General features: G+C 73.8%; 12 protein-coding genes. 5 read left to right on the top strand and 7 right to left on the bottom strand.

The annotated features are described in order from the left end of the window. Positions 1 to 119: 119 nt before the first annotated feature. From AC068A_RS31355 to AC068A_RS31375, 5 genes are all read right to left on the bottom strand, one after another. Positions 120 to 1316, bottom strand: coding sequence for a substrate-binding domain-containing protein (locus tag AC068A_RS31355; RefSeq protein WP_478589655.1), 1197 nt, complete (start codon positions 1314 to 1316; stop codon positions 120 to 122). Next, positions 1313 to 2359 (bottom strand): ABC transporter permease, encoded by a 1047-nt coding sequence (locus tag AC068A_RS31360; protein ID WP_478589656.1) that lies wholly within the window; start codon positions 2357 to 2359, stop codon positions 1313 to 1315. Before AC068A_RS31360 ends, AC068A_RS31355 begins: the two co-directional genes overlap by 4 nt. Further along, a complete protein-coding gene (locus AC068A_RS31365; protein ID WP_478589657.1) occupies positions 2356 to 4002 on the bottom strand; it encodes a sugar ABC transporter ATP-binding protein in 1647 nt (548 codons plus the stop codon). The genes AC068A_RS31360 and AC068A_RS31365 overlap by 4 nt, the downstream gene beginning before the upstream one ends. Before the next feature lie 151 nt (positions 4003 to 4153). Further along, entirely contained in the window at positions 4154 to 6946 is a 2793-nt protein-coding gene (locus AC068A_RS31370) for a SpoIIE family protein phosphatase (RefSeq protein WP_478589658.1), read from the bottom strand. Between the two features lie 144 nt (positions 6947 to 7090). Beyond that, positions 7091 to 8113 (bottom strand): cyclase family protein, encoded by a 1023-nt coding sequence (locus AC068A_RS31375; protein WP_478589659.1) that lies wholly within the window; start codon positions 8111 to 8113, stop codon positions 7091 to 7093. Positions 8114 to 8303: 190 nt separating this feature from the next. Here AC068A_RS31375 and AC068A_RS31380 point away from each other — a divergent pair, with 190 nt between their 5' ends. The 4 genes from AC068A_RS31380 to AC068A_RS31395 are packed head-to-tail and all read left to right on the top strand — an operon-like array spanning position 8304 to position 12799. Further along, positions 8304 to 9494, top strand: coding sequence for a PP2C family protein-serine/threonine phosphatase (locus tag AC068A_RS31380; protein WP_478589660.1), 1191 nt, complete (start codon positions 8304 to 8306; stop codon positions 9492 to 9494). Next, complete coding sequence (locus AC068A_RS31385; RefSeq protein WP_478589661.1) at positions 9491 to 9940, top strand: helix-turn-helix transcriptional regulator; 450 nt, start codon at positions 9491 to 9493, stop codon at positions 9938 to 9940. Before AC068A_RS31380 ends, AC068A_RS31385 begins: the two co-directional genes overlap by 4 nt. A gap of 10 nt (positions 9941 to 9950) precedes the next feature. Next, positions 9951 to 10361, top strand: a complete 411-nt coding sequence (locus AC068A_RS31390; RefSeq protein WP_478589662.1) for a VOC family protein — start codon at positions 9951 to 9953, stop codon at positions 10359 to 10361. Between the two features lie 47 nt (positions 10362 to 10408). Continuing rightward, complete coding sequence (locus tag AC068A_RS31395; protein WP_478589663.1) at positions 10409 to 12799, top strand: ATP-binding cassette domain-containing protein; 2391 nt, start codon at positions 10409 to 10411, stop codon at positions 12797 to 12799. Between the two features lie 15 nt (positions 12800 to 12814). Here AC068A_RS31395 and AC068A_RS31400 read toward each other — a convergent pair whose 3' ends face one another. After that, positions 12815 to 14071 carry a hypothetical protein gene (locus AC068A_RS31400; protein WP_478589664.1) on the bottom strand — a complete coding sequence of 419 codons (1257 nt, stop codon included), beginning with the start codon at positions 14069 to 14071 and terminating at the stop codon, positions 12815 to 12817. A 191-nt stretch (positions 14072 to 14262) separates the two neighbouring features. Here AC068A_RS31400 and AC068A_RS31405 point away from each other — a divergent pair, with 191 nt between their 5' ends. Then, positions 14263 to 14418 (top strand): TetR/AcrR family transcriptional regulator C-terminal domain-containing protein, encoded by a 156-nt coding sequence (locus AC068A_RS31405; protein ID WP_478589665.1) that lies wholly within the window; start codon positions 14263 to 14265, stop codon positions 14416 to 14418. 163 nt (positions 14419 to 14581) lie between these two features. Here the strand turns inward: AC068A_RS31405 and AC068A_RS31410 are convergent, their stop codons facing one another. After that, complete coding sequence (locus tag AC068A_RS31410) at positions 14582 to 16648, bottom strand: SpoIIE family protein phosphatase (protein ID WP_478589666.1); 2067 nt, start codon at positions 16646 to 16648, stop codon at positions 14582 to 14584. Between the last annotated feature and the right edge of the window lie 324 nt (positions 16649 to 16972).

Below are 16972 nucleotides of genomic sequence, written 5' to 3' on the forward strand. Positions count from 1 at the left end.
CGCGGGTGCTGCCCTTTTGCTACCGGTCGCGCCGCCCGGCAGTCAAGCCGGTCCGGGAACCCCCGCCGACCTGCCCGCTCGCCCGCTTGCCCGCTGCCGCGCACGGCCGCGCCCGCGCGTCACCCGCGCCAGATGCGCTCGTACGCCTCCCGGTAGCCCTCGGGGTCCCAGGACGTTCCTCGGCCGCTGTTGTCGGCGGTGACCACGTGGACGGGGGCGACGTAGCCGCTGGGCGGGCTCCCGGCGAAGGCGCGGTTGAACTCGTCGACGATCTGCCAGCCCTGCTGCGTGAGCGGTTCGGGGACGGTGGCGGCCTGGTACTGGCTGCTGTTGATGCGCTGGAAGGCGGAGGGGTCGCCGTCGCCCGCGCCGATGTTGAACGGGGGCCCGCCGCCGGGCTTCCCGGCGGCGCGGAGGGCCGGGGCGGCATCCGCGAAGTAGAGGTCGTTGATGGCGACGGAGTGCGTCCACTTCTTCGCGAAGCGGGACAGCAGCGAGGAGACCTCCTGGGGGGTGCGCTGGCTCGCGTCCGGGATGGGGATGTTCTCGTACGCCAGGAGCTTCACGCCGGGGCAGGTGGCGAGCTGCCGCTTGATGAGCTCGGCCTTGGTGCGGGCGAACGGGATCGAGTCGTCGGTGAAGAGGACGACGCCCGCGTCGCCGTCGGACCGGGCGATCACCCAGTCGGCGCTGATCCTCGCCACGTCCTCCACCTTCGTGGTGATGTTGGTGAACAGTTTGGGGCTGGTGCTGGGTCCGGGGGAGCTGACCGCGTGCCAGCCGATCAGCGGGATGCCCGCCTGCTCGGCCCGCGCCACCTGCTGCGAGGTGAGGCGGGGGTCGAAGCCGCCGATGACGATGCCCGCCGGTTTGAGGGTGACCGCCTGGCTGAACGCGGCCTGGATGCCGGCCGGGGTGCCCTCGCCGTCGATGACCCGGACGTTCCAGCCGATGGCAGCCGCGGCCTCCTTGACCCCCTTCGCGACGCCGGCGACGCCCGGGTTGGTCATGGTCTGGGCGACATAGACCAGGGTCTTGCCGGGGACGGCCGCGGGGCCGCTCCGCGGGCCGTTCCAGGCGCTGTCGGTGCTCTCGGCCGCCTGCACGGCGGCCTTCGCCTTCCGGAGGGCGTCCGGGCAGCCGTCGGCCGCCGGCGCGGTCGCCGCCGTGCGTCCGCTCGTGGTCCCGTTCGATTCCGCCGGGCCGCTCCCGCAGCCCGCAAGGAGGCCGACGGCCGCCGCCCACAGCGCCACGGCCGCAACGGCGTTCTTCCGGTTCGGGTACACGGTGCTCCTGTCGCTGGTTGTGCTGCTCACCGGCTGGGCTGCCCACTGGTTGCGCTGCTCCGGCGGTTCGGCGCGGCCGCGGTGCGCAGCCTCCTGCGGGACGAGTAGCCGGCCAGGCCGACCGCGATGAGCAGGGTGGCGCCGTTGAAGAGCGGTGTGGCCCAGAACTGGGCGCCGAACTGCCGGATGCCGGCGAGGCCGACGGCGAGCAGCGAGACGGCCACGAGGGTGCCCACGGCGTTGGCGCGGCCCGGCTTGATCGTGGTGGAGCCGAGCAGTGCGCCGACGAAGGCGGGCAGCAGGTAGTCCAGGCCGACGCTCGGGTTGCCGATCTGCTGCTGTGCGGCGAGGAGCACCCCGGCGAAACCCACGACCAGGCCCGATCCGGTGAACGCGTGGACGCAGTACGCACGCGTGGGGATGCCGAGCATCCCGGCGGCGCGGGGGTTGGACCCGATGACGTACAGGTACCGGCCGAACGGCAGCCGCTCCAGCAGCACCCACAGGATCACGACGACGGCGAGGACGTAGAAGGCGGGGACCGGCAGGCCGAGGAACCGGGCGTCGTACAGGCCGGTGAAGGCGGGCGGGAGGCCCTCCGGTCCGGGGACGATCCGGCTGCCGTCGGTGAGCCGGCCGGTGATGGCGTACATGATGCTGCCCGTGCCGAGCGTGGCGATGAGCGAGTCGATCCGGGCGAACTCGACGATGACGCCGTTCACGGCGCCGACCAGGGCCCCGCCGAGGACGACGGTGAGGCAGGCGAGCGGCCAGGGCCAGCCCGTGTCGACGATGAGGTACATCACCAGGACGTGCGCGAGGCCCAGCCCGTAGCCGATGGACAGGTCGAACTTGCCGGTGGCGATGGGGACCGTCACACCGAGCGCGAGGAGCGCGGGGATCGACTGGTTGGACAGGATCGCGGAGACGTTGTCCAGCGTGGGGAAGGTGTCCGGCAGGGTGAGGGAGAAGACGAGGAAGAGCAGGACGGTGAGGGTCAGGAGGCCGTAGGTGCCGATGAAGTGCCCGCGCAGGTGACCCGGCGGGGAGCGGCGCGAGGGCGGGCGGGTCACCGGCTCGTCGTGCTTCCGGTGATCGCGGGCATGGCCGAGGCGGTGCGGGTGAGCTCCCTGACGCTGAGCGTCTCCCCCCTCAGATCGGCCGCCACCGCGCCGCGGACGAACACCAGGGCGCGGTGGCTGAGGTCGGCGACCTCCTCGAAGTCGGAGGAGATGAGCAGGACCGCCAGGCCGTCGGCGAGCGCGTCGTCGATGAGGCGGTGGATCGCGGCCTTCGCCCCGACGTCCACGCTCGCGGTCGGCTCTTCCAGGATCAGCAGCCGCAGGAGTCCCCTCAGCCACCGGCCCACGACGACCTTCTGCTGGTTGCCGCCGGACAGGGTCGCGATCACGGCCTCGCTGTCGCGGGGGTGGACCGCGAACCGCTCGATCAGGGCGCCGGCCTCGGCCCGCTCCCGGCGCGGACGGATCCAGCGCCACGCCGGCACCCCGGCCGCCCGCGGGTTGGGCAGGAAGTTCTCCCGTACGGTCAGTTCGGCGGCGCAGCCCTCCTCCTGGCGGTTGCCGCCGACGAACCCGACGCCGCTGCGCAGGGCGGCGGCGACGGTGCGCGGGCGGTACGGGCGGCCGTCGAGCAGCGCCCGCCCGCCGAGGACGGGCAGCACACCGGCCAGGGCGCGGCCCAGCTGCATGTGGCCGGCGCCGGTCAGCCCCACCAGGGCGACGATCTCGCCTGCGTGCAGGTCCAGGCTGACGGGCCCGGTGCGGTCGGTCGTCACGCCCTCGAGGCGGAGGACGGGCTGCCGGCCCGCGGAGGCGGGGGAGGCAGGGGCGGCGGAGGGTGTGGGGGAGGCGGTGGGTGCGGCGGGGCGGGTGGTGGGCTGCCGCCCGGCTGCCGGTTCGCCGCCGGTGATGTCGTGCACCAGGCGGGCGGGGTGGTACGGAGCGAGGGGGCCCTGGCTGACGAGGCGGCCGTCGCGCAGGACGGCGAACGTGTCCGCGACCTGGTAGACCTCGTCGAGCCGGTGGCTGACGTAGAGGATGCCGTGCCCCCGGTCGCGCAGGGCGTGCAGGACGTCGAAGAGCCGGGTGCAGTCCGTGGCGGGGAGGGTGGCGGTCGGCTCGTCGAGGACGAACAGCCCGGCCTGTTTCGCCAGGGCGCGGGCGATGGCGACCAAAGAGCGTTCGGCGGGGGCGAGGTCGGCGATCCGGGTGTCGGGGTGCAGGTGTGCGGCGACGATCTCCAGTGCCTCGGTGCAGCGCTCCCGGGTCCGCCGCCAGGAGATCAGGCCGCGGCGGCGCGGGTAGCCGGTGCCGAGGGCGATGTTCTCGGCGACCGTCATCCATTCCACCAGGCCGAGGTCCTGGTGGATGAAGGACAGCTTCGCGGACGCGGCGTCGGAGCCGAGCGGGTGCCCGTCGACCGTCACCTCGCCCTCGTCGGCGTGGTGGACCCCGGCGAGCACCTTGATCAGCGTGGACTTGCCGGCGCCGTTGGGGCCGAGCAGGGCGAGGACGCTGCCGCCGTGGATGTCGAGGCTGACCCCGTCGAGCGCGACCGTGCCGCCGAACCGCTTGCCGAGACCGCGTATCCGGACGAGCGGCTCCGCGCCGGGGCGGCGCGGCGGGCTCGCCGAGGGGGCGGAAGTGTCATGCACGGACGTCTCCGGGGCCGGCCTGGGGAGTTCCTCCCTCATCGACAAGGGATGGTGAGGATGTTAATCGGAGCAATGGGGAAATACCGGGCAAACCGTTGTCTTCGGTGGATCTTCTGTGGCCCCAATGGTCGAGTCGGGGCCGAGTGCGCGCCGCGGGCGGGGCACGGGCGGGCGGGCCGCGGGCCGCGGGTCATGCCGCGTCCAGGGCGCATTCGGCCCAGATGACCTTGCCCTGGCCGGTGTAGCGGGTGCCCCAGGCCTGGGAGAGCTGCGCGACGAGGAACAGGCCGCGCCCGCCCTCGTCCGTGCTGGCCGCCCGCCGCAGGTGCGGGGCGGTGCTGCTGCCGTCGGCGACCTCGCAGATCAGGGTGCGGTCGCGGATCAGGCGCACCTGGATGGGCTCGCCCCCGTAGCGGACCGCGTTGGTGACCAGTTCGCTGAGCATCAGCTCGGCGGCGAACCCGAGCTCGTCCAGCCCCCACTCGGCGAGGGTGCGGGTGGCGGCGGCGCGGACCTCGCCGACGCGGGACGGGTCGGCGGGCAGGTCCCAGGAGGCGATCCGGTCGGCGGGCAGGGTGTGGGTGCGGGCGACGAGCAGGGCGATGTCGTCGGCGGGGTGGTCGGGTGCCACGGCGTCGATGACGGCTTGGCAGGTGTCCTCGGGTGTCCGGCCGGAGTGGGCCAGTGCGCCGCGCAGCTGGGCGAGGGCGTCGTCGATGTCGCGGTGGCGGTCCTCGACGAGGCCGTCGGTGTACAGGACCAGCGTGCTGTCCTCCGGGAGGGTGGTCCCGACCGTCTCGAAAGGCAGTCCGCCCAGGCCGAGCGGGGGGCCGGCGGGCAGGTCGGGGAAGGTGACGGTGCCGTCCGGGTGGACCAGGGCCGGGGGGAGGTGTCCGGCCCGGGACATGGTGCACTCGCGTGTCGTGGGGTCGTAGATGACGTACAGGCAGGTGGCGCCGACGATGCCGGTGCTGTCCGGGCCGTCCTCGCCGCCTTCCTCCCGGTCCAGGCGCACCAGGAGGTTGTCCAGGTGGGTGAGCAGCTCGTCGGGGGAGAGTTCCAGTTCGGCGAAATTGCGGGCGGCGGTGCGCAGCCGGCCCATCGTGGCGGCGGCGTGCAGGCCGTGGCCGACGACGTCCCCGACGAGCAGGGCGACCCGGGTACCGGAGAGGGGGATGACGTCGAACCAGTCGCCGCCGACCCCGGACTCGGCGGGCAGGTAGCGGTGGGCGACCTCGACGGCGCTCTGCTCGGGAAGGCCGCGGGGCAGCAGGCTGCGCTGGAGCGCCAGGGCCAGGTTGTGCTCGCGGGTGTAGCGGCGCGCGTTGTCGATGCACAGGGCGGCGCGGGCGGCGAGCTCCTGGGCCAGCCGGCTGTCGTCGTCGCCGAAGGGGGGCGAGTCCGCGGAGCGGTAGAAGCTCGCGATGCCGAGCAGCACGCCGCGGGCGAGCAGGGGGACGCAGACGAGGGAGTGGACCTCGTGGGCGAGGATCCGCCGGGCCTGCGCGGGGTTCTGGGTGATCCAGCCGACGGCGGAGGCGAGGTCGCGTTCCAGTGTCGGCCGCCCGCTCGCCAGGCACCGCATGTGGGGGGTGCCCGGGTGCAGGTCCAGCCGTTTGCCGACCGGGTCGAAGAGGGCGTCGTCGCGTACGCCGTGGACCACCAGGCGCCGGAGGTCGGCCCCGGGGTCCAGGGACTCGTCGCCGCGGAGCACGGCCTCGGGGACGTCGATGGTGACGTGGTCGGCCAGCCGCGGGACCGCCATCTCGGCGAGCTCCCAGGCGGTACGGCTCACGTCCAGGGTGGTGCCGATACGGGTGCTGGCCTCGGCCAGCAGCTCCAGTCGGCGGCGTGCCGCGACCGCGTACTTCCCCACCTCCGGCTCGCCGACCAGCACCAGCCCCCTGCCCCCGCCACTGCTGCCGGGCCCGTCGACGCCGGGGCCCGCGCCTCCGGCCGGCGCCGCGGGGGCGACGGCCTGTGCGAGGGGGCCGGGCGGCGGTCCGGCCCGCTGCCGGCCGGGACGCGGCGGTCCGGGGTGCGCCGGGAGGGCGGCGAGGTGGTGTGCGGGCAGGGCGTCCCCGGAGAGGACGGCCTCGACGACGACGCCCTCCACCCCGGCACTGCTGGTGACCGGGGTGCTGAAGAGGGTGACCCCGCGGCCGTGGGGGAGGGGCACCTCCACGGAGGCCCGCTGGGCGGAGGAGATCAGCTCGGTGGCCTTCTCCTTGAGGATCAGCTGGTCGTGCGCGTCCAGCGCGCCGTCGGACAGCTCGTCCAGCCCGACCGGCTGCCCGTTTCCGACGGCCCCCGTCCGGGTGCGCTCCCTGGCGTTGAGGTACGTCCGCAGCAGCCCGCGCTCCCGCGCCGAGCTCTGCTCCATCAGCCGCCGCTCGATGGTTTCGGCGGCCCGGCGAATCAGGGAGGGCAGTGCCGGGTCCTCGTAGGAGTACGGGTAGCCGAAGCAGAGGACGCCCACGACGCATCCGCTGAGCTGGTCGCGGATGGGGGTGGCGGAGCAGGCGTTCGCCTGGGCGCGCTCGGCGAAGTGCTCGGCGCCGTAGACCTGGACGAGCCGGCGTTCCGCGAGCGCGAGGCCGATGCCGTTGGTCCCCGCGAACCGCTCGGCGAAGACGAAACCGGGCACGGTCTGGATCGGCGGCAGGCTCCGGGCCAGCGAGGGCTCGCCGAAGCGGCGCTGCAGGACCGTTCCGTTCCCGTCGGCGAGGGAGACGTTCATCCGGCTGCCCGCGAACCGGGATGCGAGCTGGTCGAGCACGGGTGCGGCCGCACGCACGAGCCGGCTGTCCGGATCGAAATCGTCCCGGAAGGGGAGCTCGGTCTGGTCGGGCGAGAGTCCCAGCAGCCGGCAGCGCTCCCACGAGCTCAGGATCGGGCTGCGGACCCCGCCCTCGACGGGCTCGCCCAGCAGGAATCGCTCACGGGAGCGTGCGGGGCCGATCCGGCCCCCCGTGACCCCCATCTGCATCACTTCCCTTGCTGGGTTTCGACCCATACAGGACGGTTGCATCGCGCCAGTGCATTTTGAGTATATTCCCGAGGATTCACCCGGAATGAGGCGGCGAGTGCGGGGCGCGCGACGGCATCACGCGCCGCCGCAGGCCCGTCACAGGATCGCCACCGGATCGACGGGCGACCCGGTCCCGCCGGGCACGTTCAACGGCGTTACGACGATCATGAACTCGTGGCGTCCCGCCCCGGTACAGGCGGCGGCGAGCGCCTCCAGGTCCAGGTTGTCCAGCAGGGGCACCCCCATGGCGGCGACGGCGAGGGCGTGGACGGGGGAGTGGAGGCCTTCGACCGGCGACGGCCGCACATCGCTGTCCCCGTCGCCGCCGAGCAGGCTGACGGCACGCTCGGCCAGCAGCGGCACGGCGTCCACGTGGAAGCCCGCGCTCGCGGCGCCGACGTCCCAGGGCCCGAGCTCCCGGCGGCGGCGGAACCGGCCGGAGCGGAGCAGCACGGCACAGCCGTCGTCGATCCGTACGCCGAGTGCCGCCTCCGCGGCGAGCACGTCCCGCGCCCGGACCGCGCGCCCGGGCTCCAGCCAGTCCACCCCGAGGACGGCGGGCAGGTCGAGGAGCACCCCCTTGGTGACCAGGGGGCCGAGCGCCGCCACCGAGCCGAAGCGCGCACCGCCGGCGTCCACGGCCTCCCGGGCCGGACGCCCTCCGTAGAGGAGCCCCCGGTAGGCGACGTGTGAGAGTGCGTCGAGGTGGCTCACGGCCTTGCCGTGGTAGTCGACGCCGAGGAAGTCCTTGTGCGTCGCGGGCTCGGGGGGTTCCACGTCGCCGAGATCGGACATGTAGTGCAGCGCGGGCTTGTCGTTGTCGGGCTCCGGCCGGGTGTTCCAGGGCAGCCCCAGGCGCACCGTCCGCCCGGCGCGGACCAGGGCGGCGGCCCGCCGCACGTGCTCCGGGGTGACCCGGTTCCAGGCGCCGCGGTCGGCCGCCTCCCAGCGGCCCCAGGTGCGCACCGCGGCGAAGAGGGCGTCGAACTCCTCGCGGGAGACCCGGGGGCCGGCATCGGGCTCGGGCTCGGGTCCGGAGCCGGTGCCGGGATCGGCGCCGGCGCCGGCACCGGCGGCTGGGGGCGGTGTGGGCGGTACTTCCGGGGGGCGGGTGCTCATCCGTACGTCTCTCCAGGGCTCGGCGGACACGTCCCCCCGGGGAGGCGGGGCCGGACACCGGGCCCCGCAGCCCGTACACAGGTCCATGCCCGCCCGCAGGGGTTTCCACGCCCCCGCCCGCCCGGGCGGACGGGGGCGGAACGGGGCCGGCGACTGGCAGTGGTCCGCCCGTGCGAGGCAGGCTGGAGCCATGAGCGCGCTCTTCCGCTTGCCCCGGGGTCCGGGAGCCGGCGGCCACCAGGTCGTTTTCGTGCTCGCGGAATGCGTGCCCTTCGTCATCGCGCTCGCGGTGCTGGTGGTCGAGTTCACGCCCGCCCATTTCCTCTACACGGGCCCGGTGCTGGTGGCGACGCCGGCCCTGGCCGCGGTGACCATGGGCCCCGCAGGCACGCTCGCCGCGGTGCTGCTGGCCGTCGCGGTGAGCGTGTCCACCGCCACCTACAACCAGGCCTGGGGCAGCCAGCAGGTCTATACCAATTTCCTGGCGCTGCTCCTCGTATCCGTCGCCGGCTTCACCACGAGCCGCGCCGCGCGGACGCGCCAGGCGAACGAGCTCAACCAGATCCGCCGGATCGCCGCCGCCGCGCAGGAGGTCCTGCTGCGGCCGGTACCGGACCGGCTGGGCCCGGTACGGGCCGCCAGCCTGTACCTGGCGGCCGAGAAGGGCGCGCAGATCGGCGGCGACCTGTACGACGCCGTCCAGACCCGGTACGGGGTCCGGATGATCGTGGGCGACGTCCGGGGCAAGGGGCTGCCCGCCGTACGGGCGGCCGCCGTCGTCCTGGGCGCGTTCCGGGAGGCCGTGCACTACGAGGACGAGCTCGTGGAGGTCATGAACCACTGCGGGGAGGCCCTGCGCCGTGACGCCGCCGTGGCGGGCGCGTCCGGCGGGGACGCCCTGGAGGGCTTCGTCACCGCGGTCGTGGCCCAGGTACCGGACGGGCACGCCGTCGAGGTCGTCAACCGGGGCCACCCGCCCCCGCTGCTGCTGAGCCACGGCAAGGCCCGCGCCCTGACACCCGCCTCCCCCATGCCGCCGCTCGGTCTGGAGGAGTTCATCACCGACCCGCCCGGCGAAGCGGACAGCTACCCCTTTGCCCCCGGGGACCGGCTGCTGCTGCACACCGACGGCGTGATCGAGGCCCGCAACCGCGACAACGCCTTCTTCGCCCTGCCCGAGGCGATGGAGGAGATGCACGACCGCACCGGCCAGGAGTTCCTGGAGGGCCTCCACCAGGGGCTGGTCCGCCACACCCAGGGCCGCCTGGCGGACGACGTGGCGGTCATCCTCGTCGACCGGCTCGACGCGGAGCCGGTCGAGGGCACGGCCGCCGCGGAGGACGCCGGCGAGGACGCCGGTGTGGCACGATTTTCCGGGTGACCGGAAAATCCGACCCAGCCGCCGCGCAGCACCTGCGCGACCTCGCCCTGCTGCGCCGGGTCCGCGACCGGATCGACCGCGAGTACGCGCAGCCGCTGGACGTGGAGGCACTGGCCCGCGGCGTGCACATGTCGGCGGGGCACCTCAGCCGCGCGTTCAAGCGCGCCTACGGCGAGGCGCCGTACGGCTACCTCATGACGCGGCGCATCGAACGGGCGATGGCCCTGCTGCGCCGCGGCGACCTCAGCGTCACCGAGGTCTGCTTCGCGGTCGGCTGCTCGTCCCTGGGCACCTTCAGCACGCGCTTCACCGAGCTGGTCGGCATGCCGCCCAGCGCCTACCGCCGCGAGGCGGCAGCCGCGACGGAGGGCATCCCGTCGTGCGTGGCCAAGCAGGTCACCAGACCGATCAGGAATCGAGAAGCGCGGGCACCTGGCCGCCGATAGCGTGACGGTCATGGACATCAGCATTCACGCGAGCTTCCTCCCGCACGACGACCCCGAGGCCTCCCTGGCCTTCTACCGCGACACCCTCGGCTTCGAGGTCCGCAAGGACGTCGGATACGGCGGGATGCGCTGGATCACCGTCGGTCCCCCCGACCAGCCGGGCACCTCGATCGTCCTGCACCCCCCGGCCGCCGACCCCGGCGTCACCGACGACGAGCGCCGCACCATCACCGAGATGATGGCCAAGGGCACCTACGCCGGCATCCTCCTGGCCACCGCCGACGTCGACGGCGCCTTCGAGCGCGTGGCCGCCGGCGGCGCCGAAGTCGTCCAGGAGCCCACCGACCAGCCGTACGGCATCCGCGACTGCGCGTTCCGCGACCCCGCGGGCAACATGATCCGCATCCAGGAACTGGCCTGACCCTTCGACCGGGCCGGCCGGCCCCACAGATGGAGACAACCGAGAGCATGGCCACGAGCACGAACCCGAAGCCGCCCGCACAGCACGCCGCCGACAGCCACGACCTGATCCGCGTGGTCGGCGCCCGCGAGAACAACCTCAAGGACGTCAGCATCGGGATACCGAAGCGCCGGCTGACGGTCTTCACCGGAGTCTCCGGCTCCGGCAAGAGCTCGCTGGTCTTCGACACGATCGCCGCCGAGTCGCAGCGGCTGATCAACGAGACCTACAGCGCCTTCGTACAGGGCTTCATGCCCACCCTGGCCCGGCCCGAGGTCGACGTCCTCGACGGCCTGACCACCGCGATCACCGTAGACCAGCAGCGCATGGGCGGCGACCCCCGCTCCACCGTCGGCACCGCCACTGACGCCAACGCGATGCTGCGCATCCTCTTCAGCCGGCTCGGCACGCCGCACATCGGCCCGCCCAGCGCATACTCCTTCAACACCGCCTCGGTGCGGGCGAGCGGCGGGATCACCGTCGAACGGGGCGCCGCCAAGACCAGGACGGTGAAGGCGACCTACGAGCGCACCGGCGGCATGTGCACGCGCTGCGAAGGGCGCGGCACGGTCTCCGACATCGACCTCACCCAGCTGTACGACGACTCCAAGTCGATCGCCGAGGGGGCCTTCACCATCCCCGGCTGGAAGTCGGACAACGTGTGGACCGTGGGGATCTACGCGGAGTCGGGCTTCCTCGACCCGAACAAGCCGATCCGCAGGTTCACGAAGAAGGAGATGCAGGACTTCCTCTACCGCGAGCCCACCAAGGTGAAGGTCAACGGCGTCAACCTCACCTACGAAGGGCTCATCCCCAAGATCCAGAAGTCGTTCCTGTCCAAGGACAAGGAGGCGATGCAGCCGCACATCCGCGCCTTCGTGGAACGGGCGGTCACCTTCACCACCTGCCCCGAGTGCGACGGCACCCGGCTCAGCGAGGGCGCCCGCTCGTCGAAGATCGGCGGGATCAGCATCGCCGACGCCTGCGCGATGGAGATCCGCGACCTGGCCGAGTGGGTCCGCGGCCTCAAGGAGCCCTCGGTCGTCCCGCTGCTCACCGCGCTCCAGCACACCCTCGACTCGTTCACGGAGATCGGCCTGGGCTACCTCTCCCTCAACCGGCCGTCCGGCACGCTGTCCGGTGGCGAGGCCCAGCGCGTGAAGATGATCCGCCACCTCGGCTCCTCGCTCACCGACGTCACGTACGTCTTCGACGAGCCCACCATCGGCCTGCACCCCCACGACATCCAGCGGATGAACGGCCTGCTGCTGCGGCTGCGGGACAAGGGCAACACGGTGCTCGTCGTCGAGCACAAGCCCGAGACGATCGCGATCGCCGACCACGTCGTGGACCTCGGCCCCGGCGCCGGCACCGAAGGCGGCACCGTCTGCTTCGAGGGCACCGTCGAGGCGCTGCGGGGCAGCGGCACCGTCACCGGCCGCCACCTCGACGACCGGGCCGCCCTCAAGGACACGGTCCGCGAGCCCACCGGCACGCTGGAGATCCGCGGCGCCACCGCGAACAACCTGCGCGAGGTCGACGTGGACATCCCGCTCGGGGTGCTCACCGTCATCACCGGCGTCGCCGGATCCGGCAAGAGCTCCCTCGTCCACGGGTCGATCCCGGCCGACGAGGGCGTGGTGTCGGTCGACCAGAGCCCGATCCGCGGCTCGCGGCGCAGCAACCCGGCCACGTACACCGGACTGCTCGACCCGATCCGCAAGGCCTTCGCCAAGGCCAACGGGGTGAAGCCGGCGCTGTTCAGCGCCAACTCCGAGGGAGCCTGCCCCACCTGCAACGGCGCCGGCGTGATCTACACCGACCTGGCGATGATGGCCGGAGTCGCCACCACCTGCGAGGACTGCGACGGCAAGCGGTTCCAGCCGGCGGTACTGGAGTACCGCCTCGGGGGCCGCGACATCAGTGAGGTGCTCGCGATGTCGGTGACCGACGCCGAGGAGTTCTTCGCCGCCGGCGAGGCCCACACGCCCGCCGCGCACCGCATCCTCCAGCGGCTCGCCGACGTCGGCCTCGGCTACCTCGGCATCGGCCAGCCGCTGACCACCTTGTCCGGCGGTGAGCGGCAGCGGCTCAAGCTGGCCACGCACATGGCCGACAAGGGCGGCGTCTACGTCCTCGACGAGCCGACCACCGGCCTGCACCTGGCCGATGTCGAGCAGCTCCTCGGACTGCTCGACCGGCTGGTGGACTCCGGCAAGTCGGTCATCGTCATCGAGCACCACCAGGCGGTCATGGCACACGCTGACTGGATCATCGACCTCGGCCCCGGCGCCGGCCACGACGGCGGCCGGATCGTCTTCCAGGGCACCCCGGCCGAACTGGTCGCCACCCGCTCCACCCTGACGGGCGAGCACCTGGCGGCCTACGTGACGCCCTGACCGAGGAGGCGGGGCTCAGAACCGGCTGCTCGGCACCGGCCCCGGGGAGCCGACCGGCGCCCGGGGCCCGTCCAGCCAGAGCGGGGCGACGGCGGCGGCGAACTCCCGGAAGGCCGCGTCCTCGTCGGCGGGCCCCTCGCTGTCGCCGGGGTCGGCCGAGGGGTCGGCGGTGACGATGTCCCGGGCGATGTCCGCCTCGGGCCGGGTGTCGGCCGGCCCGAGGCCGTCGACGCGGAGCTGTTCGCCCCACGGCTCCGTGCCGAGCTGGCGCTGGATGGCGCTGAAGTCGGCCGGTACGGCGGCCGGCTCGGTCCAGCAGGCGGCGTGCTCGTACAGCACCTGGCCCGGGACGCGCTCGCGGAGTCCGTCCAGCACCTCGGGCTCGTGCGTGCTCAGGTCGTACGCCACGACGAGCGTGTCGGGCCGGCCCGGTGCGTAGGGCTCCAGCGGCAGGCCGAGGACTTCGGCGGCGGCCAGGGCGAGGATCCGGTCGGAACGGCCGGGCAGTGCGCTCACGGCGGCGGGGCGGCGTCCCGCGGCGCCGAGGGCGATCGCGAGCCGGTCGAGGCCGCGGCGGCAGCCGGAATGGCTGTCGGCGAGGTAGCCGTAACGACCGGTCATGACCTCGAAACCGTAAGGGGAGAGGGTACCGAGCAGGGTGCCGGTGAGGGCGAACTGCCAGCCGCGCAGATCGGTGCGGTCCAGCGGCGTGGCGGCGGCGGCCGCTTCGGCGCGGCCGAGCATCCGGCGCAGCCGGTCGTGGGCCCAGCCCCAGTCGGAGTCGGCGGGCGCAGGCAGGCGGGCGGCCCGGTCCCGGGCGGTGGCGAGGTCGCCGGCGAGCAGGGAGTTGTAGGCCAGCAGGTAGCCGCCGGGCCAGGGCTCCAGCAGGTCCTCGTGCCGCTTGAGCGTCTCCGCGGCTTCGGCGTGGCGGTCCTCGGCCTCGAGCGCGGCAACGAGCTCGTGCAGCACGGGCAGCGCCCCGGGCGTGAGCCGCAGCGCCTCACGCAGCGCCGGCACGCCCAGAAAGGCAACGCCCCGCTCGACGCAGAGATACCCGAACTCATACAGTCCCCGCGCGTCGCCGGGCTCACGGTCCACGACCTCGGCGGCCCCGGCCAAATCCCCGAAACCGGCGGCCTCGGCCAGCCCCCGGACCTCCGCGGCCAGCTCACCCAGCGGCGCACTGTCGGCAAGGGGCCGCAGGGAGCGCACGGCTCCGGATATTTCACCGGCGCCCAACTGGCGCCGCACGTCATCGAATGTGTTGGTCATCGACCGCGATCATGCCCCCCGCACCCCCGAGCGGCAACGCAATTTGCCTCCCAACCCCACCCGGCCCACGCCAAGCCCGGCCCTGGTGCCGCGGGACGTGGCCCGTCCGGCGCGCCATCACCCGGCAGGCCCGGGCCGCGGGCCCGACGGGCAACACCGAGGCCCAGCTGGACGCCATCCTGGGCGAGCTGATGCAGGCCCACGGTGACAGGTTTCCCGCGCTCACCGCGGCCCTCGCCTCGGCGGCCGAGTCCAACGGGCAGGACCAGGCAGGGGAGTTCGGCCTCCAGCGCATCCTGGACGGCCTGGCGGCACTCATCGACCAGCGCGCACGCGCGTCGCGTTGACCGCGGCCGCGGAACACGCTCGCCCGGCTCGCCGCGGCCTGGTGGAGCCGGCCGCTGCCGGGCCGGTGGCCGAGGAAGCCGGGCCCTGCCCGTTCGCCTGCCGGACCACCGCGCGGCCGGGACGAGGCGGTTGGCGGCGGCGACGGCCGCCGGGCGCCGTGGGTCAGCTTCCGATGCGGGCGATGAGGATGGCGATGTCGTCGTCCGCGGAGGCGGGGACCAGACCCGTGACAAGGGTGTCGCACAGCTGGTCGAGGGGGCGTTGGGGTTCGGCGAGCAGCCGGGTGAGCTCCCCGAGCCGTTCGTCGATGTCGGTGCCCCGGGCTTCGATGAGCCCGTCCGTGTACAGGACCAGCAGGGAGCCCGGCTGGAGGAGCAGGCGGGTGGTGGTGAAGTCGATGCCGCCGACGCCGAGCGGGACGCCCGGCGGGGTGCTGACCACCCGGGCGCTGCCGTCCGGTTGGACCGCCACCGGCGGGGGGTGCCCGGCGCGGGTGACGGTGCATTCGCCGGTGCACGGGTCGCAGGTGACGTAGAGGAAGGTGGCGAGCATCGGCTCGGCGAGGTCGGCGAGTGCCGCCTCGAGCTGGTGCAGCATGTCCGTCGGCGGCAGGTCGAGGCGCCCCAGCGCCCGGACGCTGGCGGACAGGCGGCCCATGACCGCGGCCGCGGCCATGCCGTGCCCCATGACGTCGCCGATCAGCAGCGCGGCCCTGCCGTCGGGGAGCTGGAGGACGTCGTACCAGTCGCCGCCCACCTCGTTGATGTCGCTGGCCGGCAGGTAGCGGTGGGCCACCTCGATACCGGTCGGCGGGGCGATGTGCTGCGGGAGCATGCTGCGCTGGAGCAGCACCGCGGTCTCGTGCTCGTGCTGGTAGAGGCGGGCGTTGTCGATGCTGATGGCGGCGCGGGCGGCCAGCTCCCCGGCGAGGACGACGTCTTCGGGCCCGAACGGGCCGACGGGCCGTATCCGGTACAGGGTGGCCACCCCCACGACCAGGTCACGGGCGATGAGGGGGACCATCATGAACGAGTGCACGCCCGCCTTGAGCAGCTGCTCCGGCTTGTCGGTGCGGCGGGCGGCGAGGGCGACGGCCCGCTGGTCGAAGCGGGCGAGGACGTACGGCTGGCGGACGCTGAGGGCCTGCGTGTACGGGGCGCCGAGAGGGAACACGAGGGTCCTGCCGATCGGCGCGATGACGTCGCTGAGGGCCCGGCCGGTCAGCGGGGACTTGCCCAGGCGCCGCAGCTCCGCACCCGCCGTCAGGCCCATGCCCGGCTCGCCGCCGCGGGCCAGGCTCTCCAGGACGTCGACGGTCACCACGTCGGCGAGGTGCGGCACGGCGAGGTCGGCCAGCTCCTGCGCCGTGCGCTCCAGCTCCAGGCTGGCCCCCATCCGTACGCTGGCCTCGCTGAGCAGTGCGAGCCGGCGCCGCCCCACCTCGGCGGCGGTGTGGTCGCGATGCTGCTCGGTGACGTCCACCAGCGTGGCGATCACACCGATCGGCCGGTCCACGGGGTCCTCGACACGGACGTAGGAGCACGACCACACCCGGTCGTGGGCCGGGTCCGCCGGCGTACGCCCCCGGCGCCGCCGGTCCAGGAGCGGCTCGCCCGTGTCCAGGACCTCCCGCATCGCCTCCTCCATCTCGGCGGCGTTCACCTGGGGCAGCACCTCGGCCAGCCGCCGCCCGATGTGGGACGACTCCGGCAGGCCGTTCATCCGCTCCAGGGCCGGGTTGACCTGCAGGAAGCGCAACTGGGTGTCGAGGACGGCGATGCCCACCGGGGACCGGGCGAACAGCCCCTCCCACACCGCCGAGGACCCGCGGACGCGGCGCGCGGCGTGCGCGTCGGCGGCGAACACCAGCACCGCCGACGCCGAGCCCTTCCGGTCGGGGACCGGGCAGGCCCAGATTTCCAGCTCCAGCGGATGCCCGTCGCGGTGCCAGGCGGTCACCGTGCCCATCACTCCGCGCCCCGTGGCGGCCGTCTCCCACAGGGCCCGTCCCAGGCTGCGGCCCGCGCCCGGGTGCAGCAGGTCGGCGATGTGCCGCCCCAGCACCTGGGGCGGCGGGTATCCCAGGAGTTCCTGGGCGACGTGGTTCCAGCGGACGATCCGGCCGTCGGAGCCCGTGGCCACCTGGGCCACCGGCAGGGCGCCGAGCCACCCGCCGGCGTCCTGCGCGGCGCCGCTGATCAGCTCCTCCATCGAGGTCTGCTCACGCATGGGCCACCCACCCGGATCGGACCCGGACGACGCTCCTCCACACCCCCATGGTCCCCCCGCCCGCCCCGCACGGCCCACCGGGCGCCGGTACGCACGGTGACCGGCCGGCCGCGGCCGGACGGCCCCGGGTGCGGGCGGACGGTCCCGGGCGCGGCGGTCGGGGCAGGGCGCCTACAGGGTCTTCCAGGGGCCGAACGCGTTGGTGACGCCGTCCAGGGCGGGGGTCAGTTCGGGGTGGTGCCGCAGCAGCACCGTGACCATGGTGTTCCGGTCGATCCACTCCAGGCCCTCGGCGGTGTACACCTCGGGCCGGTAGTCGGTGGT

Source organism: Streptomyces sp. NPDC043854 (genome assembly GCF_056436005.1).

Coding starts and splice junctions, on each gene's coding strand:
- AC068A_RS31365 (WP_478589657.1), bottom strand. CDS start 4,002: ATGAGGGAGGAACTCCCCAGGCCGGCCCCGGAGACGTCCGTGCATGAC.
- AC068A_RS31370 (WP_478589658.1), bottom strand. CDS start 6,946: ATGGGGGTCACGGGGGGCCGGATCGGCCCCGCACGCTCCCGTGAGCGA.
- AC068A_RS31375 (WP_478589659.1), bottom strand. CDS start 8,113: ATGAGCACCCGCCCCCCGGAAGTACCGCCCACACCGCCCCCAGCCGCC.
- AC068A_RS31380 (WP_478589660.1), top strand. CDS start 8,304: ATGAGCGCGCTCTTCCGCTTGCCCCGGGGTCCGGGAGCCGGCGGCCAC.
- AC068A_RS31390 (WP_478589662.1), top strand. CDS start 9,951: ATGGACATCAGCATTCACGCGAGCTTCCTCCCGCACGACGACCCCGAG.
- AC068A_RS31395 (WP_478589663.1), top strand. CDS start 10,409: ATGGCCACGAGCACGAACCCGAAGCCGCCCGCACAGCACGCCGCCGAC.
- AC068A_RS31400 (WP_478589664.1), bottom strand. CDS start 14,071: ATGACCAACACATTCGATGACGTGCGGCGCCAGTTGGGCGCCGGTGAA.
- AC068A_RS31405 (WP_478589665.1), top strand. CDS start 14,263: ATGCAGGCCCACGGTGACAGGTTTCCCGCGCTCACCGCGGCCCTCGCC.
- AC068A_RS31410 (WP_478589666.1), bottom strand. CDS start 16,648: ATGCGTGAGCAGACCTCGATGGAGGAGCTGATCAGCGGCGCCGCGCAG.